This window comes from Vibrio sp. 10N.261.51.C6, assembly GCF_041471785.1.
In the GTDB taxonomy this organism is placed as follows: domain Bacteria; phylum Pseudomonadota; class Gammaproteobacteria; order Enterobacterales; family Vibrionaceae; genus Vibrio; species Vibrio crassostreae_C.
The window spans coordinates 43,667-63,526 of record NZ_JBFRPB010000013.1 but is presented as its reverse complement, the minus strand read 5'-3'; the positions used below and the strand labels follow the sequence as shown (position 1 = coordinate 63,526).

The 19,860-nt window shown below is 46.3% G+C and carries 20 protein-coding genes; all 20 read right to left on the bottom strand.

Going from position 1 to position 19,860, the window contains the following annotated elements; genetic code table 11:
- Position 1: 1 nt before the first annotated feature.
- Entirely contained in the window at positions 2-784 is a 783-nt protein-coding gene (gene fliR, locus AB4375_RS03565; RefSeq protein ID WP_017060672.1) for a flagellar biosynthetic protein FliR, read from the bottom strand.
- 6 nt (positions 785-790) lie between these two features.
- Entirely contained in the window at positions 791-1,060 is a 270-nt protein-coding gene (gene fliQ, locus AB4375_RS03560) for a flagellar biosynthesis protein FliQ (protein ID WP_029235191.1), read from the bottom strand.
- Positions 1,061-1,071: 11 nt separating this feature from the next.
- A complete protein-coding gene (gene fliP / locus AB4375_RS03555) occupies positions 1,072-2,001 on the bottom strand; it encodes a flagellar type III secretion system pore protein FliP (RefSeq protein ID WP_017068982.1) in 930 nt (309 codons plus the stop codon).
- The gene (fliO, locus tag AB4375_RS03550; RefSeq protein ID WP_017060675.1) at positions 1,988-2,428 is read right to left on the bottom strand and encodes a flagellar biosynthetic protein FliO; all 441 of its coding nucleotides are present in this window, start codon (positions 2,426-2,428) and stop codon (positions 1,988-1,990) included. The genes fliP and fliO overlap by 14 nt, the downstream gene beginning before the upstream one ends.
- Entirely contained in the window at positions 2,428-2,838 is a 411-nt protein-coding gene (fliN, locus tag AB4375_RS03545; protein ID WP_004739851.1) for a flagellar motor switch protein FliN, read from the bottom strand. The genes fliO and fliN overlap by 1 nt, the downstream gene beginning before the upstream one ends.
- 29 nt (positions 2,839-2,867) lie before the next feature.
- Positions 2,868-3,914, bottom strand: a complete 1,047-nt coding sequence (gene fliM, locus AB4375_RS03540; protein ID WP_017060676.1) for a flagellar motor switch protein FliM — start codon at positions 3,912-3,914, stop codon at positions 2,868-2,870.
- A gap of 7 nt (positions 3,915-3,921) precedes the next feature.
- The gene (fliL, locus tag AB4375_RS03535; protein ID WP_017060677.1) at positions 3,922-4,410 is read right to left on the bottom strand and encodes a flagellar basal body-associated protein FliL; all 489 of its coding nucleotides are present in this window, start codon (positions 4,408-4,410) and stop codon (positions 3,922-3,924) included.
- A gap of 90 nt (positions 4,411-4,500) precedes the next feature.
- Complete coding sequence (locus AB4375_RS03530) at positions 4,501-6,588, bottom strand: flagellar hook-length control protein FliK (protein ID WP_372051032.1); 2,088 nt, start codon at positions 6,586-6,588, stop codon at positions 4,501-4,503.
- A 182-nt stretch (positions 6,589-6,770) separates the two neighbouring features.
- Positions 6,771-7,208: a flagellar export protein FliJ gene (gene fliJ, locus AB4375_RS03525; protein ID WP_017631772.1), complete on the bottom strand. Its 438-nt coding sequence runs from the start codon at positions 7,206-7,208 to the stop codon at positions 6,771-6,773.
- 19 nt (positions 7,209-7,227) lie between these two features.
- Complete coding sequence (fliI, locus tag AB4375_RS03520; protein WP_372051031.1) at positions 7,228-8,547, bottom strand: flagellar protein export ATPase FliI; 1,320 nt, start codon at positions 8,545-8,547, stop codon at positions 7,228-7,230.
- Positions 8,547-9,347 (bottom strand): flagellar assembly protein FliH, encoded by an 801-nt coding sequence (gene fliH, locus AB4375_RS03515; RefSeq protein WP_017060681.1) that lies wholly within the window; start codon positions 9,345-9,347, stop codon positions 8,547-8,549. The genes fliI and fliH overlap by 1 nt, the downstream gene beginning before the upstream one ends.
- A 124-nt stretch (positions 9,348-9,471) precedes the next feature.
- Entirely contained in the window at positions 9,472-10,533 is a 1,062-nt protein-coding gene (fliG, locus tag AB4375_RS03510) for a flagellar motor switch protein FliG (RefSeq protein WP_017060682.1), read from the bottom strand.
- Positions 10,526-12,268 (bottom strand): flagellar basal-body MS-ring/collar protein FliF, encoded by a 1,743-nt coding sequence (gene fliF / locus AB4375_RS03505; protein ID WP_017068985.1) that lies wholly within the window; start codon positions 12,266-12,268, stop codon positions 10,526-10,528. The genes fliG and fliF overlap by 8 nt, the downstream gene beginning before the upstream one ends.
- A gap of 16 nt (positions 12,269-12,284) precedes the next feature.
- Complete coding sequence (gene fliE / locus AB4375_RS03500) at positions 12,285-12,596, bottom strand: flagellar hook-basal body complex protein FliE (RefSeq protein ID WP_017060684.1); 312 nt, start codon at positions 12,594-12,596, stop codon at positions 12,285-12,287.
- A 132-nt stretch (positions 12,597-12,728) separates the two neighbouring features.
- Entirely contained in the window at positions 12,729-14,138 is a 1,410-nt protein-coding gene (locus tag AB4375_RS03495) for a sigma-54 dependent transcriptional regulator (RefSeq protein WP_017060685.1), read from the bottom strand.
- 33 nt (positions 14,139-14,171) lie between these two features.
- A complete protein-coding gene (locus AB4375_RS03490) occupies positions 14,172-15,212 on the bottom strand; it encodes a PAS domain-containing sensor histidine kinase (protein ID WP_017060686.1) in 1,041 nt (346 codons plus the stop codon).
- A gap of 184 nt (positions 15,213-15,396) precedes the next feature.
- Entirely contained in the window at positions 15,397-16,863 is a 1,467-nt protein-coding gene (locus tag AB4375_RS03485; RefSeq protein ID WP_017064122.1) for a sigma-54 dependent transcriptional regulator, read from the bottom strand.
- A 228-nt stretch (positions 16,864-17,091) separates the two neighbouring features.
- Complete coding sequence (gene fliS / locus AB4375_RS03480; RefSeq protein ID WP_004736194.1) at positions 17,092-17,502, bottom strand: flagellar export chaperone FliS; 411 nt, start codon at positions 17,500-17,502, stop codon at positions 17,092-17,094.
- A gap of 12 nt (positions 17,503-17,514) precedes the next feature.
- Positions 17,515-17,820, bottom strand: coding sequence for a flagellar protein FliT (locus AB4375_RS03475; RefSeq protein ID WP_017060688.1), 306 nt, complete (start codon positions 17,818-17,820; stop codon positions 17,515-17,517).
- 3 nt (positions 17,821-17,823) lie between these two features.
- A complete protein-coding gene (gene fliD / locus AB4375_RS03470; protein WP_372051030.1) occupies positions 17,824-19,851 on the bottom strand; it encodes a flagellar filament capping protein FliD in 2,028 nt (675 codons plus the stop codon).
- Positions 19,852-19,860: the final 9 nt, after the last annotated feature.

Here is a 19,860-nt window from a genome sequence, read left to right as displayed (position 1 = left end):
CCTAGCAATCTAACCGGATTAGACGACATATCTGTTGTTCGCCCTGCATCCAAAATAGCTCATAGTGACTATATAAGCCGCCAAGGATGTACCAACAAAGCAACAGACCCACGAGTAGCGCAAATGCAAAACCCAAAGAAAAGATGTTTAACTGAGGTGCCGCACGCGTCATTACACCAAAAGAGAGGTTAATCGTTAGCAGCGCGATAATGCCCGACAAGGACATCGCCAATGCCGTTTTGAACATGATACCGAGCCACAATGCGAGCTCTCGAAAATCAACAGAGGTCAACGATCCACTGCCAATCGGCAAGGTCTTAAAACTAAACACCACCAGCTGCAGCATTTTCAAGTGACCATCGGTCGCCAAGAAGAACATGGTCGCAAGCAGCATGAACAGTTGACCAAGTACCGGCGTGTTTTGCCCGTTAGCCGGGTCGACCATTGAGGCAAAACCCAAGCTCGATTGCATACCCAAGATCTGGCCGAGCATGACGAAGGTTTGAATCATGAACTGGGTAACAAAGCCCATGGCCACGCCAATCACGATCTGTTCAAAGACAGTCAGGAAGCCTTGAAAGGACAGAAGTTCAATCTCTTTGGGAACGGCCGGAATCGCAGGCATCACCGCAAAAGTGATCGCCAAGCCTAAATACAGACGAATACGCGGCGACACGAAGCGTGCCCCTGTTACCGTCATCACCATCAGCATCGCTGAGATGCGAGTGTATGGCCAAAAATAATTGGCTAACCACTCTAGTACAAGGCTCGTTGGGTATTCCATATCGGTTTAATACAGAACTTGCGGCAAGCGTTCGATGAGCTCAAAAAAGAACTCCATCATCATCTGGGTCATCCAGTGTGCGAATAGCATCAACGCCAACAAAGTTACGATCAAACGCGGCAGGAAACTCAGGGTTTGTTCGTTGATTGAGGTCGCAGCTTGGAAAACAGCCACAACCAAACCGATCAGCAGGCTAGGAATAATGATGGCGCAAACCATGATTAATACCATCCAAAGGGCATCTCGGAACAACTCTACGAATATTTCAGGATTCATTATTCCCCCAGCTACAAGGCAAAACTGCCGGCGAGTGTGGAGAGTATCAAGTTCCAGCCATCAACAAGAACAAACAGCATCAACTTAAACGGCAGCGATACAATCATCGGTGACAACATCATCATACCCATAGCCATCAATACCGATGCCACCACCAAGTCGATGATTAGGAAAGGCAAGAACAGCATAAATCCGATTTGGAAAGCCGTTTTTAATTCCGATGTGATAAATGCTGGAATCAGAACCGCCATCGAAACATCTTCAGGGTTAGTCACTTCCGCGCCAGAAATCTCAACAAAGGTTTCAAGATCTTTGATTCGAGTCTGCTTGAGCATGAAGGATTTAATCGGTTTTTGGGCAACATCAAATGCCTGTCGTGCCGATATCTGTTCATTAAGATAAGGCTGAACTGCTTGTTCGTTAACTTGATTAATCACTGGCGACATGATGAAGAAGGTCAAGAATATCGCGATACCAATAATGACTTGGTTAGACGGTGTTTGTTGTAGACCCATCGCCTGACGCAAGATAGACATTACAACCACAATACGAGTGAACGATGTCATCAAAATCACCATCGCCGGCAAGAAGCCAAGCATGGTCATTAACGCGAGAATTTGCAGGTTAATCGAGTAGTCTTCACCGCCATTGGCATTGGTTGTCATAGTAAAGGCAGGTATGCCGCCACCATTGCCAGTCAAGCTGCCCGTGGTCATGGTTGTCGATTTGGCTTGGTCTTGTTCCATCGTGCTGATAGTGACCGATTCCGAGCCAGCGGTATTCGCAGGAATGACGGTGCCGTCTTCAGCTTGTGCAAATACCGACACACTGAATACGATTGAGCATAGGAGAATAAGCTGAACCAACCACACTTTCACCGTTCGGAAAGCTCCGGCTTGGTGAAAGTAAGAGGAGTTCAAAAGTCCGTTACTTGTTTGCATCTTTTTTTATTAGCTGGGAAAGCTGACTTGAAAATGTACTTTTTTCCAGCATCTCCTGAGTAAGAGGTTTATCGAGCTTAGAGATCAGCTGAATCGATTGTGTGGTAATCCCTACCAAGAACTGTTCATCACCCGCTTGCACAATAGCGATACGCTCTTTAGTACCAACAGGGATTTGCCTAACAATCGCCAAACCTTGTTGATTCGACATCGCAGGTACTTGCATTCGCTTGAGTAGCCAAGCAATAAATAAAATGAAGGCTATAACGAAAATTAGCGACCCAAAGGTGGTCGCTAAATCGAGAGAAGGCGGTGTTGCTGCAAAGGCAATGGAAGGAGCCGTTAATAGCCCTACTCCCAAGATTCCTCGTAACAAACCTGTCATTCCGAGAAAAGAGCCCGCAAGTCTTTGAGACAAAAAGCTCATTAACGCAGCTTCTTAATTCGTTCTGTCTGGCTAATAACGTCAGTCAAACGAATACCAAACTTGTCGTTTACTACAACCACTTCACCGTGAGCAATCAGAGTTCCGTTGACCATCACGTCTAGTGACTCACCAGCGATTCGATCTAGCTCAACAACCGAACCTTGGTTCAACTGAAGTAAATTACGGATACTGATCTGAGAGCGGCCAACTTCCATCGAAATAGTCACGGGGATATCCATAATGGTATCCAGCTTACGACGCTCATCTTCAGAAATCGGAGATGATGAATCGGTTAGCTCATCAAGTGGTGCCGCAAGCACATCATCAACATCAATTGACGGCGCTGAAGGATCTTCACCAAGTGCTGCAGCCCATTCGTCTGCTAGCTTTTGATCTTCACTAGGTTCCATTACCAATTCCTATACTTTTATCTATTTTACTATTCGTCGTCATCATCACTGTTTTCGAGCTCAGACAATAAGTCTTTACCTAGAAAAGCGAGATCAGTTTTAACCACATGTGGTCTTTGAATTTTTTCCGAAATCTGTACTGCAAGCTTCTCACCAGAACGGCCCATTTTCACACGATAAGTCGGCAGTTCTTCGACAAACATGGTTGCGTGCTCAGGCATGTTCATTGGGATAACATCACCAGGGCGCAGCTCCATCAGATCACGAAGGGAAATATCTTGCTCTAGCAAATTCACGCGGAAATTGACGGGCACATCCATGATCTCATCACGCAGTGCGGTACTCCAACGAACATCGGTTTCCATCTTGTCTGATTGAACACCCGCATCCAGCAGTTCACGGATCGGCTCAACCATGGAGTAAGGCATGACAACGTGGAAGTCACCACCACCGCCATCCACTTCAATGTGGAACGAACTCACAACAATCACTTCGGTTGGGCTCACAATGTTCGCCATACTTGGGTTCACTTCGGAATCCAAGTATTCAAACTCAACCCCCATCACTGGCGACCAAGCTTCTTTGTAATCTTCAAAAACAATTTTCAGCAGTAACTGAATGATTCGTCTTTCAGTAGGCGTGAATTCACGACCTTCAATCTTGGCGTGGAAACGACCATCACCGCCAAAAAAGTTCTCTACGAGAATGAAAACCAGACGAGCTTCCATGGTGATGAGTGCCGTGCCTTTCAATGGACGGAAACGAACCATGTTTAAACTGGTGGGTACATACAATGTGTTTTGGTACTCACCAAACTTCATCATCTGTACACCGTTGATCGACACTTCAGCCGTTTTACGTAACATATTAAACAAGCTGATACGCATATGACGTGCGAAGCGCTCGTTAATAAGTTCAAGGGTCGGCATTCGACCACGGACGATTCGATCTTGAGATGAGAAGTCGAAATTGACCGCATTGTCATTTTCGGTTTCTAAGACATCTTCAACTTCTTCAACATCATCAACGCCATGTAACAGCGCATCAATTTCGTCTTGGCTTAATAAATCGGTCACAAATTACCTATTGAATTACGAAGTCAGTGAATAACACTTTTTCAATCACAGGCTGGCCAACAGCTTGAGCCAGGCTTGCTTTAATATCTTCTGTTGCCTTATTACGCAGTTCCACGCGGCCTGTTGGTGAGCGCAATTGATCAACCGTTGCCGAAGCGAACGTGGCCAGTAGCGTACTTTCTACAAGTGGAGAGTGGTAACGAGCCAGGTCTTCATTCTTACTGCCACGTACCATGAGCTGTGCTTTTATCTGAACTAGGCGATCTTTTTTGTCACCTGTCACATTAAACAAGAAGGGCTGAGGAATATTAACATACATAACCGGCTCTGCAGCGACCACAGCCGTTGCTGGCTGAGACTGAGATTCAGAGGCGCTATCGTCAGAACCTAAGAAAAAGTACAGCGCACCACCTATACCAAGCAGTAACACAACTACGGCAATAATAATTATAAGGAGCTTGCTCTTCCCTTTAGGTGCATCTTGTTCTTCGGCCATATCTTACTCTAACTTCCTGTTCTTGCGATTAACTGATGGTTCTTTTTATTAACTGGTTTTTTCTATTAACCAAGCGTTCTTAGCCTGATATTAGGCATAATAACTAATTCCATCACGCTTTGATGCGACATTCAATTCAAGATTGCTGCCACTATCAAGGTTTTCATCACCTTGCGTATCATTTGTGCGGTTAGCGCCGGATTGTTGCTCACCATTGTTGTATCTATCTTGTCCCTGACCGGAGTTCTGTTGTTGAACAGACGAATCGGCAAGCTGCAGACCTTGCTGAGCAAGCATCTCTCTCAAGCGAGGTAAGGTTTGTTCAATCACATCTCTCGCTTGCTGAGTACTCACCGTAAAGTGCACATTTGCCACGTCATTATTCATGGTCATGCGGATTTTCATTTGGCCCAATTCTGGTGGGTCGAGACGAATGTCCAAGTTCTTAAGGTTCTTAGACATCATCATTTGTACTTTTTCAGCCACTTGCTCATTGGCTAGCTCTTTGGTGAGCTGTAAGGGCGCTTGTTGAGCAGCTTGAATTTCAGCTCGCGTAGGTGCTGAACCCACCGTTGCCGTACCTTGTGCACCAGCCGCAGAAGCGATCTGCTGAGCAAAGGTCGAATCTTTAGAATCTTCTTTAGCACCCGCTTTACCCAAACCAGACAGTGCTGCTGCACCGGCGCCCGCTTTAAGAAGCGTATCAGTCGAGCCTGCTTTTGTGGCAGCTGGCGTTGCATTCATCGCCATTCCTTGCGCGGTTAAAGCTGGATCCAACGTTGCTTGCTGCTGAGGTGAAGCCACATTAGCTTGTTGAGCTGCGGCCTGTTGGGCCGCATGCGCATTATTGGCGTGCAGCATTGCCGCCTTATCCGTAAGAGCATTGTTTGCTGATTGAGAAGCGGCCTGCGCTGACACTTGTTGTGTAGCCGTCGCTACAGCTGCTGTTGATGCTGCCGCAGCTAAGGCTTTAGTTTCGCTTGAATCCGTATTATCCCAATCGATAGCAGTGGGTTCACCAGACGCACTGTTCGCAGCCGGAGCTTGACTTAGCAAAGCTGTTACTTGTTGTTGGACGTTAGCGAGCTGTTGATTCAACAGGTCTAGGTTAGAGGTCGCTTTAGCCAAAGCGGCTTGCTCATCAACCGTCAACTTAGCGCCACTTTGTTGCTTATCAAGCAAGCTATCGACAACAGACTGCTCTGATTCGATTTGTCCATTCAATTGGTTTAGCGCTTTGGTATGGGCATCTACTTGCTTTGCCAGTTCAATATCCACGGCTGACAATGCTTGGCTCTGCTCGGCAGCAACCGCACTAGCTGCATTCTTTTGGTTCAGCTCTCGGCTCATACTGGCTTCAATTTGTTCTGGAGTGACGCCTTTATCCATCAACTGTCGAATTTCAGTATCAGTTAGCTGAGAAACACCCTTACCTCCGGTAAGTACAGCGATTTCAGAATCGACTTCAAGGCTCTTCTCCTGATTTGCAGCCTTAGCTTGTTGTGTCGCCTTATCCGTAACGGAAACTCCTGCAACAGAAGCACCGGTGATATTACCTTGGGCTTGTTCTACCTGACCTTGCTGAGGCAAGCCTTTGCCGTTTGGCGCTTGATTTAGGGTTTTGTTTGCCTCATCCAATTGACCAAGCAATTTATTGCCTTCGCTCATCGCTGCATTGGCTTGCGATGCCTGCGTAGCACCATCTACCGCTGATGGACCCTGAGTTTGGGATTGAGCAATATGTTCTTTAGACTCGTTAGTCGTATCCTGCGCATCTTTACCATCTGCCTTATCTGCAACAGTCTTATCAGCGACAGTGCTATCAGTGCCCGAATTGGCTTTGAGCTGAGCCTCAGATCCAGACGCAGCCTCTGCTGATGTTTTATCAGCAGCTTTCTCGCCTTCTACTTCTGAAGCTGCTTGCTTGCTTTGCGCTTCGCTCGCTTCGGCTGACGCTTCACCTTCGGTAGATGGCTGTTTAGTATCAGGTTTCGCAGTGCTTTCTGTGTCTTTTGCTGCGACTTTACTGTCACTTTCTTCAAAGCCGAGCGCTTCTTTAAAGGACTCAAAGAAACCTTTAGAGTCGCCGGTTTCTTCTACCTTGGAAGAGGCAGAACCGGTGTCCAACAACGATGACATTTTGTTGGTCGCTGAATTTGAGGAAAGACTAACATTCATATATACAAGCTCTATCTACTAGCTTTGCTGCCATGAATCAGGCAACAAAAAGAAAGTCGGATGCTTTTCATGCCTTTGGTGGGCATAACGCGCAATTTTATATAAAACGGAGCAAGAAACATGCCTATAAGTTCGGTTCTCACAATATCAAGAACAGCACCTACGTCGTTCGTGGCTTAGGATCACATCTTCTTTCGGCTGTATAACAGAGTCGAGAACTCATCCATTTGCTTTTGTTCTCTTTGATCTTGCAGCTTTGCTTTCTCTTTCTGCTTTTTCTCCATCAACCACTCGTAGGATTTACGTTTTTTGCGTAACTCCATCCAGTAGTTTTGGCAGTTGTCGACTTGATTTTTAAAGTGGTGCTCGGCTTCTCTCTGCTTGGATAATGTCTCATCCAACTGAGTTAAGAAGCGATTCAAGTGACCATATTGGCTCGCCGTTAAGCCAGCCTTACCGCGGTCAACGAGCTGCTGACAATAATCCAGTCGATACTTTTCAATCTGCGCAACTTGCTCATAGTAACCTTGCAGCTCTGAGTTCGCTTTGTTGAGCGCAAGTACCGCTTGGTTCTCTTGATCTTTGGCTTGATCGAGCAAAAATTCTAATGCGTTATCCATGACTAACCTTATTCACTCGTTAGCCACCCAATACATGCTTCAACATGTTGACACACATGTCGTATGGAACGGTCTCTTTCATCCTCTGCTGCAAGTACTCATCCAGTTTTGGCTTCAACGTGAAGGCACTATCGATTGCTGGATCCGTTCCTGGCTTGTAAGCACCAATCGACACCAAATCTTGGTTTTTACGACAGATAGACAGCACTTGCCTTACCGCTTTCGACATCAAGACATGTTCTTCAGTGGTGATTTGCGGCATAACACGACTGACGGATTTCTCAACATCAATCGCAGGATAATGACCGGCATCGGCCATTTCACGCGACAACACAACGTGACCATCAAGGATCGCTCGCGACGCATCCGCAATCGGATCTTGTAAGTCATCACCTTCGGTTAACACGGTAAAGAAAGCCGTGATAGAACCTTGTTCATCATTGCCGTTACCTGCTCGTTCCACCAGCGCAGGAAGCTTAGCGAAGACGGATGGCGGGTAGCCTTTGGTTGCTGGCGGCTCACCCACAGACAGAGCAATTTCACGCTGAGCCTGAGCAAAACGGGTCAATGAATCCATTAGAAGCAGAACATCTAAGCCTTGGTCGCGGAAATACTCGGCGACAGCTAGGGCGGTTTGACAGCCTTTTAAGCGCATCAATGGTGATGAGTCGGCAGGAGCGGCCACAACAACCGAACGTTTACGGCCATCTTCACCAAGAATCTCTTCAATAAACTCTTTAACTTCTCGTCCACGCTCACCGATTAAGCCAACAACAACCACTTGCGCAGTAGTACCTCGAGTCATCATCCCGAGCGTGACCGACTTACCCACACCAGAACCTGCAAACAGACCGATACGTTGCCCTTTACCCACGGTTAGCAAACCATTAATGGCTTTCAAGCCGACATCAAGTGGTTCAGAAATCGGTTTACGAGCTAACGGGTTGATTGGCTCCGCATTAAATGAAGCGCGTTGCTCAGTATAGATTGGACCTAACCCGTCGAGTGGATTACCTACGCCGTCGATCACTCGACCGAGCAGTTCCATTCCAACAGGGATACCACTTTCGGTAGTCATTGGCGTGACGCGAGCGCCAGGTAAGATCCCGGTGATTTGTTCACTCGGCATCAAAAATAGATTATCGCCAGAGAAACCGACGACTTCGGCTTCCATCTGACCAGACATGGTTTCCACTAAACACAAACTGCCGATTGGCGCTTTACAGCCGGTCGCTTCAAGCGTTAAGCCAACAACGCGTACTAATTTACCAGAGGCAATTGGTCGCGATTTTAGCCCCTCGACTTTGTACTGACTGAGACGATTCACTAACTCAAGCATTACTCATGACCTTGGTGACGATTTGCGCCGCAGAAATTTTGAATAACGTTCTTTACACGATCTTCCATGCGGTAGTTAACGCTCGACTCACCCGCTTCAATTTGTACATCACCACGGTTGAGTGCTGGCTCTGCGACCAGCGTCCAATTACGGCAGTCCAATTCAGTCTCGCCATACGCAGAGCGAATGATCGCCACATCTTCCGGATTGAGTTTCAATGTGATTGCGTGACCAGAAATCGGCAACGACTCTACCGATTCTTTAACGGTATCTAATATGATTTGTGGGTTGGTTTGCACTTCAACATGAACCACTTCTTTGACCATGGTAAGCACCATGTCGACCAATTGCTTCTCCACCTGAGCGTTCATCAACTCTAATGGTTGAGCGAACTGGTTTGCCAGCCCCATGAAGACGGCCACCTGCTGTTGAATGTACTCTTGACCCGCGGTTACGCCTTCAAGCTTGCCGGCTTCGTTGCCTTCTTCGTGACCGGCAGCAAAACCTTCTTCTTTGCCTTTTTCATAGCCTTGCTTAAAGCCCGCCTCTTGGCCTTGATGCAGCCCTTCCTGATAAGCGCCTTGTTTAATCAGCTCGATTTGCTCTTCAGTCAGAACCAGCTCTTCATCTTCAATGGCTTCTTCAACCGTTGGCATCCAACTAGGGTCGTAGTTAAAAGCGGTTTCTTTGGCTTGTTTGCTCACGTCAGAGGTGTAGTCAGGCAGCCCCCATTTCTGAGGTTGGGCAACCGTATTATCTTCTTCAGGGCGAAGGAAGCCGCGTTTTCTATCACCTGACATATCAGTACCTATCTATGAGTGGCTTAACTGTATTGTGAATTCAAGCAGTTAAACTGAGTTAATCTGTAGTTCGAGATTGGATAAAGAAAAGCCCCAACAGTGTGGGGCTTTTGAGATTTCTGTATTAAAGGAACTCGTCGGCGCCACCAGACAGCATAATTTCGCCACTGTCTGCCATCTTCCTCGCGATACCCAAAATCTCTTTCTGAGCCGCTTCAACATCAGAGACTTTGACTGGCGGCATCGCCTCAATATCGTCTCTCATCATATCGGCAGCACGTTTAGACATGTTCTTGAAGATCTTCTCACGTAGACCTTCATCTGCACCTTTAAGTGCTTTCTGTAGAATATCTTGTGGAACATCACGTAGTAGTCGTTGAACACCTTGGTCATCAACTTCAATAAGGTTTTCAAAGACAAACATCAGATCTTGAATCTGTGTTGCCATGTCTTCGTCTTGGTCACGGATTTGATCCATCAAGACGCCTTCCACGTTGTTATCCATGTAGTTCATGATCTCAGCCGCGGCTTTCAGGCCACCAATTTTGGCAGCTTGAGCACCCGCTTGACCCGCGAACTGTTTCTCCATGATTTCATTCAGTTCAGCAAGCGCCGAAGGTTGAACTTCTTCAAGGTTGGCAATACGCATCATCAGATCCAGACGAACTCGCTCTGGGAACTGAGACAGGATCTCAGCCGATTGATCGGCATCGAGGTACGACAACACAATAGTTTGAATTTGAGGGTGCTCGTTGATGATAATGCTCGCCACCTGACGAGGATCCATCCACTTAAGCGAATCCAAACCTTTCGAACCTGTGCCGAGAAGGATTTGGTCAACAAGGTTATTCGCCTTGTCTTCACCCAGAGCAGCAACTAACGCATTACGCATGAAGTCTTCGCTGCCCATACCAATGTTGGTGTACTTCTGAATATCATCTAAGAAAGCACGGTGCACAGCGCCTACTTTCTCTTGGGATAGGTCTGTAGCTCGCGCCATCGCACTACCCACACGCTGAACCTGCTTTGGCTCTAGGTGACGAATAATACCAGCAGCATCTTCTTCATTTAAACTGAGCAACAAGATCGCAGCGCGCTCATCGCCTGAGATAGAGCCGATATCCACGCTAGAGACATCAAGCACTTCACCGCCTTCAGTTTGTTGTGGAACTATTTCGTTAGCCATCTACCATCCAATTCTTAACTACTTGAGCTGCTAGCTCTGGTTCATTCGCTACAAGTGCACGTACTGCTTTCAGCACGTCCTCGTCTTTATGAAGGTTTGGTAAGTCGATACTTGAACCAAATTCAAACAGCTCACCACCTTCAATATCACCACCAATTAAGCTGGTTTCGCCGTTGGCACCAATTGGCATGCCATCAGGTCCGTACATCTGTTCATCGTTGTCTGCTGCTGGGTTAAGCAGTTTCTTCATTGCAGGGCGAACAAGTACCAACACCACCACAATGATAACCAAGGCACTTGCAAACCAACGAACCCAATCATTGAAGTTTGGATGCTCCCAGATTGGCACATCAGCAACAACATCTGTTACTTGAGGTGCAAACTGCATGCTTAATACGTTGAGCAAATCACCACGAGTTTCATCAAAGCCCACCGTACCAATCAGTACTTGGCGAATCGCATTGATCTCGCTCGCCGGAATCGGAGTATGAACCACTTCACCCGTATCTGGGTTCAAGGATTGGCGGTCTTTGATCGCAACAGAAACCGTCTGACGATTAACCGTGCCGCTCTGTTTACGTTCATGACTGATGGTGGTGTCTAGCTCAAAGTTTCGAGTCGCTTCTTTGTGAACAGAGCCTTGACCTGTCATCGCGCCGTCTTTCATCTGAGCCACATCTTGTGGAATTGAGGCATCCGCTGGAGGCTGGTTACTCAACGCACCCGGAATACCCGCCACCGTATTTCCATTGTTGTAATCTTCTAAGGTGTATTCACTTCGAGTCGCCGGTGTATTCGGATCAAAACGTTTTCTGGTTTGCTCCACAGCACTGAAATCGAGCTGGATATCAACCTGAGCGGTGTAGTTACCAAACCCAAGAATAGGAATCAGGATGGAGTCAATTTTTTCACGCAGCGCTTGTTCTTGATTGCGCTCTAACTCGTGTTCTTTACGACGCGCCGCTGACATAGGGTCTTGAGAGCCTGAGCTCAACAATCGGCCATGCTGATCGGTCACCGTAATACGTGAGGTTTTCATTCCCGGAACGGCACTTGCCACCATATCCACAACAGAATCAACTTCTTGCTGCTTGAGGTTAGTACCTGTTTTTAGAGTTAGGAATACAGAAGCAGAGGCTTCTTGATTATGACGTACAAAAACACTCTGCTTCGGCAGGGCCAATAAAACCTGAGCTTTACGCACCTGTTTCATCTGCTCAATGGCTTTGGCAAGTTGTCTTTCGCGGCTTAATTTAAGGCGTTCTTGTTCTAAACGTTGTGATACACCAAAACCCATGTCTTGCATGAGGATGTCATCACCCGCGTTTCGCTCTTGATTCAAACCCGCTCGTACCATATTAAGCTTTAATGAGTTGTACTCACTCGCCGGTACTGAGATGGTATTGCCTTCAAGCGTGTAATCGATCTTTTGCAGATCTAAGTAATCAAGAACGGGGATCAATTCTTCTGTTTCGTAAGCCCCTAATGGACGCATTTCTGGCTCTTTTACCCAGAAAAACAGCATCACAATCAGCGCTACACAGATAGAGATAGAAAGGACTAAGACGACCTGACGAAGTAAATCGAGATCACCGACAGCCATATCGAACTTCGATGAACTGCGTTCACCTAGATCGGGATTTTGCCCTTCTCCGTCTAGCTCAGAGCCTGCAATCAGTGCGTGGTCGTTGCTATCGCTTACGGTTAAATCTGTTGTTTGACTATTATCTGCCACTATTTAACTACCCAACTTATACCGGCATATTCATCAGCTCTTTGTAAGATTCGACCAATTTATTTCTAATTTGGATCGTCGCCTCAAAAGCCACACTAGATTTATTACGAGCAATCATCACGTCCGATAGGGATACGCTTTGGTCGCCACTATCAAAACGAGCTTGAAGATCACCTGAAGTCTTTTGTAATGAGTTCACATTATTGATGGCATTAGTCAGCATGTTGCCAAAATCTGCACCGACCGCTTGCCCCGTTGCTGCGGGACGCGCGCTGGCAGCTTCGACCATCATCGCCTGCATTTCGCCTTGTAAACCATCTATTCTCATCTACTACCTCAGGAGTCAAAATTATGACCATCTATTTAGCTATATTATTGACAGAGCAATTAGCGTGCCACACATTTAATTGACTAGATATCGTATTACACTAGTCAGAAAGCTGACACTACTAATCTATCCTCAGTTTGGGATATCTATTCCAGCATCGCGCATTTTAGCCAACTTGTAACGCAGTGTACGAGGGCTAATGCCCAGTTTTTCAGCCATATCTTTGCGTCGGCCATTACATGCAATCAGGGTTTCAAGAATGATCGCATACTCTTGATCTCTAAGCTCATTACCTAACCCTTCGCTGCTAGCCGCGATTTTATTGATTGGGTTTGCTTCGGCAATAGGCTTAATTTCTGGCGCAGCTACGTCACTGCCTTCGACGATTTGTTGTAGGCTGCTTGCGTCTTGCCAATCGACACCTTCAAGAAGGATATGCTCACCAGAGATGTTCTCTTGTTCGCTCAATATTAGCGCACGCTGTACCACATTGTCTAATTCGCGAACATTGCCCGGCCACGGATAATTGACGAGTTTGCTGATCGCTTGTGCTGACATAACGGGTACAGGCATACCAAGTTTGGTGCAGTGGCGCTCAACTAAGTGCTTGGCTAAAGGCTCAATATCGCCTTTACGCTCGCACAATGGAGGCCAAGAAATTGGGAATACATTCAGGCGGTAGTATAAATCCTCACGGAAATTCCCTTCAGAAACATACTGTTTAAGGTCTCGGTTACTGGTCGCTAATACACGAACATCCAATTTGATGCTCTTACGACTACCTAATCGCTCAACTTCGCGCTCTTGCAAAACACGCAGTAGTTTGGCTTGTAGGCTAAGATCCATTTCACTGATCTCATCCAACAGAATTGTACCGCCCTGCGCTTGCTCGAATTTCCCCGGGCAAGCTTGAATAGCGCCAGTAAATGCGCCTTTTTCATAACCAAACAGGGTCGCTTCTAACATGTTGTCTGGGATCGCCGCGCAGTTAATCGCGACAAACGGGCCATCTTTTCGGCTAGAAGCATTGTGAATGTAGCGAGACATCACCTCTTTACCAGAACCACTCGGGCCCAACACCATGACGTTGGCATCGGTTTTCGCAACTTTATCAGCCAGCATCATTAGCTTGATACTTTTTTCATCAGCAACGATAGCGTCACCATTGTCATCCGACTTTACAGGCGCATAACGGCTGACCATGTTGAGCAGCACTTCTGGCGCAAATGGCTTTGCCATATAGTCGATAGCGCCCTCTTTCATTGCAGCAACGGCATCTTCGATGTTGGCGTACGCTGTCATTAGCAATACCGGCAAATTTGGCCAATGCTGCTTAATGTTTCTCAATAGTGCCAAGCCACCCATGCCCGCCATCTGCACGTCAGATACGACAATATCAACGGAGTTCGATTTTAATTTGACCAGAGCATCTTCCGCACAATCCGCTTCCAGCCATTCATAGCCAGCAAGCGCGAGTGTGTCGACAAGGGCTTCGCGTAGACCTTCATCATCTTCGACGATTAACACTTTGCTTTGAGCCATAGGATTCTCCAGTGTAAATTCAGTTAAAACTTATTAGTCTTCAGAAGAAGCACTTCTTTCAAGCGGTAGACACATGGTAAAGCATGCGCCGTCGCCTTCTTCTGATATCAATTCCAGTCGGCCTTCATGTGCTCGACATACCATTTGTACAACCGCTAAGCCTAGACCTGTACCTTGTGAACGAGTGGTAAAGAAGGGTTCCATTATTTTACCTTGAAGCTCTTTCGGTACGCCGGGGCCACTGTCTTGCACTGATATCTTAAGCTCGCCATTTACGGGCCTAAAAAACACATCGATCTGTGATTCCTTACCCGCAATTTGAACCGCGTTCAACACTAGGTTGCTTAACGCTGAGGCGATAGCATTGGCGTTGCCGAACATTTGAGTCTGTTCGCCCTCAACTTCTTGGCAATAATCAATCTGGTTAGTTTTCAATGCCGCTTCCACCATAGGGTGAAATTCAGTGATCAATTCAGCCACAGTAAATGGCTTAACGACTTTGTTGTCACCACCTTTGGCAAACAACAGCATGTCGTTCACTTGCTTCTCTAAGTCATGCAATCTATCCATAAGCTTAGATTGAAAACGCGTTTTTGTTGCCGGCGGCAGATTTGGCGCGGCAAGGTTTGATGCATACAGCATCGCACTTGAAAGCGGCGTTCGCACTTGATGGGCAAGCGAGGCCACCATTCTACCTAATGAAGACAAACGCTGAAGATCACTCACGCGAGACTGCAATAGTCGGGTCTCGGTCAGATCGGTAATCAAAATCAGCTGACCCGTGGTAGAGGCTGAAATCGCCAAACGCACTTTTCGCCCGTTCTTCAATGAGATCTCATGACCGTCATCGTCTTTTGGGTCAAAGGCACTTTGAATCACTGAAAACCACTTCTCGCCAACCAACTCAACACCAAGAATACGATGCGCTTCAGGGTTCGCTTCTCTCACTTCGCCGTGTGTATCTAACAAGATAACCCCTGCTGGCATCACGTCGAGTACTTGCTTATAGCGCTCAACCTGCTGTTCAACAGAATCTAGGTGTGATTGATTTTCTGGTTCGTTAGATACGCGCATGTCAAAAATTTGCCTCAAATACTAAAACAGCCTGAGACGTACAACACGAGTCAGGCTATTTGCTATATTTATCACATAGTTAAGCAAGCAACAACTCGACTATGGTTTATCTGTTCACTTAGCTAGAGTTACCAAATAGCTAAAAAGTGTGTGCTAGTTTTTCGTTTTCATCGAAAACTGGACACTATCGCTGCAAGTTATATTTACGCATTTTTTCAACCAGAGTGGTTCTACGCATTCCAAGCATGTCAGCAGCACGAGCAACAATGCCGCCCTGCGCTTCCAACGCTTGATTGATCATATTCACTTCCATATCCGCGAGTAGCTCTTTCAAGTTAACCCCTTCTGGCGGTAACTCTTGAGGCGCATTAGCATTGTCGGCAATATCATCTTGCTGATCAAAACTGAAATCTTCTGAGAATAAGTCAGCAAGTGCATCACGCTCTTGCTCCTCTTCAGATCCAAAGCTATTAAACTCTGGCTGGAACTCAGGGATATCGCTGTATCGATATTTAGTTGGCAGGTGATTCACATCAACCAAGCTGTTTGGATACAAGATAACCATTCGTTCAACCAGGTTCGCTAGTTCACGAACGTTACCTGGCCAGTAATGCTCCATCAAAGAGTTGATAGCACGAGCCGTGAAACAGATAGGCATGCTGCCTTCCGCTTCCATTCGAGTCATCAGCTCTTGAAGCAACAGTGGAATATCTTCTTTACGATCTTGAAGCGCCGGCATTTCAATCGGGAATACATTTAAGCGGTAGTAAAGATCTTCACGGAACGAATCATCGTCGATCATATCTTCAAGGTTGCGGTGGGTTGCCGCAATCACTCTAACATCAGCTTGTATGGTGCTATTGCCACCTACACGCTCAAAGCATCGCTCTTGCAGTACTCGTAGCAGCTTAACTTGCATCGCCATCGGCATATCGCCAATTTCATCAAGAAACAGTGTGCCACCTTCAGCCAATTCAAAACGGCCTTTACGTGCGGTAATCGCCCCAGTAAATGCGCCCTTCTCATGACCAAACAGTTCACTTTCAAGCAAATCAGGTGGAATCGCGCCACAGTTTACAGGAACAAAAGGCCCTGAACGACGTTTAGAGTGATAGTGAATGTTACGCGCTACGACTTCTTTGCCTGTACCAGATTCACCAAGAATCAGCACGTTCGCTTCCGTAGAAGAGACTTGTTCAATTAAGTGACGTACTTCTTGAATGCCAGCACTTTGTCCTACTAGGCTGCGAAACAGGGTGTTCTTGCGTGCCGAAGACACAACTTGAACACCTTTGCGGCCTAAGAAGTCTTTACAGTGTCTTAATGCATCACTTAATTGCGGGTAGTTAAGAGGAAGTTCAAGCTCACCAACATAGTTAGTCAACTCGTCAACCGGGTGATTGTTTTTGCCAATCACCAGTAAAGGGATGTGATTGGCGTGAACAAGCTTCTCATTCAGTAATGCGTTGAAGCCTTTACCTTTAATGGTACCAATAATGCAGCCGGCCCACTGTAGTGACCAGTCAACTTTACGTGCTTGTTCAGAGCTGATTACTTCGCAGCTCTCTCCTACAAACTCTAATATTGTGCTTAAATTGTGACGATCTTGAGCGTTATCGTCGACGACAAGCAGTTTTGCCAAACCTTGCATAAGTAGGAATTATTGCCTTTATTTTGGTGCGATGCGGAAAAACGGTGAGCAACGTAGTCTATAAAACAGTGAGATGTATCAATGATTATGGTCTACGTGGACAAATTTAGGAAATCAGCAACGAAAAAAGCCATTAGGCTATCTAATGGCTTCTATTTTATTTGATTAAAAAAATAAGGCAACCAACCAATCAAGGGATATGAGATTGGTTAAAACTGCAATTTTTCTTTAAATACCTACGTCAGCGGACGTCAAGTTGTGATATTCGTTCGGAATTTGGTCCCAAGCGCTCTTAATTTCGCGAATAATATCGATAACATCATCAATAGGCTGTGGGTCATTTTTGTGATTTGCCGCAGAAATTTGCGTGATCATGAACTCATAAAGTTGATCTAGGTTTTTCGCAATATCGCCACCATCGTCCATAGATAGGCAACTACGTAGGCTAATAATGATATCTAGAGCCTTACCAAGTCGCTCACCTTTCACTGGGATGTTGCCTGCTTGCATTGCCGCTTTGCCTTGAATCAAACGCTCGATAGCACCGGCCATTAGCATTTGTACAATCTTATGCGGTGAGGCAGCCGTTAGCTGACTATCCACTGATACCTTTTTATATGCCTGTAAAGAACCGCGCATAGTAAACCTCTTCTATAAAAACTTTTTGTATTGTTGAACTGATTTAGCGCCGTGACGGTATTTATGTAGGGTCTTACCTACTCGACTCGTCTCAGACTGCATCAATTCGACTAATTTTCTGGTTCTGGTAATGGCTTCAAACCATTCAGAACTTTGCTTAACGTCGGGATGTGAGTCGATTATTTGAAGCACGTTTTGCAATAACTGTTCTCTGTTATCGACAAGCTGCGTTATTTCTTCAGCATTAATTTCACTAAATTCCAGTTTAGAGATAATTAGTTGATCGAGTTCACAAAGCTCTTGTAGCTGGCTATTCATCTATTAGCCCAACGCATTCATCATACTGCCCAGCTGAGATTGCATCTTACTGGTCGCATCTTGCATGGCTGTGAACTTAGAGTGGGTACGGCTCTCTAGGCTGTCCATGCGGCGGTCGAGCGCGCTTTGGTCATCAACCAAACGGTAGTTTTGCTCGACCAAGCTCTTTTCTCTAGTACGGATTGAACCCGTGATACCTGTGATACCTTGAATCGCATCTTCCACTTTTTTGGCGAAACCGTTGTTGCCACCAAAGAACTCACCCAACTTATCAAAGTTATTGTTGAGTTGACGGTCAAGCATATCGTAGTTGATTTCTAGCGAGCCTTGTCTTGTGGTCGTGATACCAAACTCGGTCAAAGATTTTAGGTTATCAGGCGCGCCTTCAATGCTTGATGAGAACACACCTTTTAATCGTGAGTCGGCGTTACGCACGGTACTGTCACCAGACAGCGGGCCTTTTTGGCCAGTCGTTGGGTCAACACCCGCCAAGTTTTTAGACACTTGGTAAAACTGATTATAAGAATTAACAAAAGCTTCAATGTCTTGGCGAACACTATTACGGTCGTACTCCACACCAATTTCTGCCGGCGGCTTATCTTTTGGCGTTTTTCCTTTCACCGTAATATCAATACCTTCAATGGCATCTTCAATCACATTGTTATTACTAGAGAGTTGAGCAACACCATCTAGGACAACCATAGAATCTTGGCCAGCCTGAACTTCAGTCATTCCACTATAGGTATCAAAAGATTGCTGTGCTTGTTCAAGGTCTGCTTGCGCTTTATCGACCTTCTCTAAGAGCTCGCGCTCTTCGGGTTCTAATTTGGCACGCTCAATTTTCTTGGCTTGCTCTGCGGTGAGTTCGCCTTTTTGAACTTTCTCAGCCAACTCCGCTTTTTCTTGTGAAATCTTCTCTTCGATACGCGCTTGCTCAGCCTCAAGCTTTTGTTGGGCTTCTTTCGGTGTCACGTATGAATCGGTCAGAGTACCTGAGGCAGCATTTGACCACCCCGGCACATCGGGTGCCTTCTCTATCGCTTTTTCATCAAGCTCAAGTTCTGGTGTGTAGTAAGAATCTAAAAGCGTACCTGACGCGGTTTCAGTCCAGCCAGGGATATTATCTTCAGGCATCACAGATTTTGCCGCTTGAGCTGCGTCTAGGGCGGCTTGGCCGTCGGCGGCTGCTTGCTCACCGTAGCTGAGACTTTTAGAGTCTCCGTCAACATCTGAAGTAGAATCGGTTTGGGCTGCTGGGATGATATTGCCATCTTTATCGAGTGTTTCATTCGCATTTGGGTCATCGCTAGCGATCACTTCATCGATGAGTTCAACGGCTTTTCCTGCAGGGGTTAGAGCTAGAATAGCTTGAGCAGCAACACGCGCTTTCTCTAGCGCTTTAACACGTTCTTCAAGCGTTTTGTATTCGAGTTTTTTTAAGGGATTGGCAGCATCTGACTCAACATTAATGCTGATCTGCTGATCTGAACCAGACTGGTTCGAGGCAATAATAAGTCTTGGACCTTCGACATCGTTGATAATAGATGCACGAACGCCTGGGTTGCTATCTGCACCGTTGATACCACGAACAACTTCGATAAGTCTCGATCTGTCGCCAACTTGCACGTCAAAGCTGTCATCACCAAGCGAAACCTGCAGCTTACCTGGGCCAAATTTCATGTCCTCTGACAGTACATCAGAAGCCACTTTATGGCTTTGGGCAAGCTGCAACACATCGATGGCATATTTGCCAGCGATCGCTTCGGTAGTCGCGGTTGCAGAGACAAGACCTTCATCGGTACTTTCGACTGTTCGCACAGCAAAAGCTTTTTCCTGACGAAAGTTTGTCATCAGGTTTTTCATCGAATCAAGGGATTCTCTGAGTCTTCCATAGGCACTAATGCTGGTATCGATTCGCGTTCGTTCATTGTCGATTCGTTGCTGTTTAGGTACACGCTCCGAATCAACAATTTTGCTGACCATGGAATTGATATCCATGCCAGACGAAATCCCCATTGGGCCAAAACTCATTAAATCACC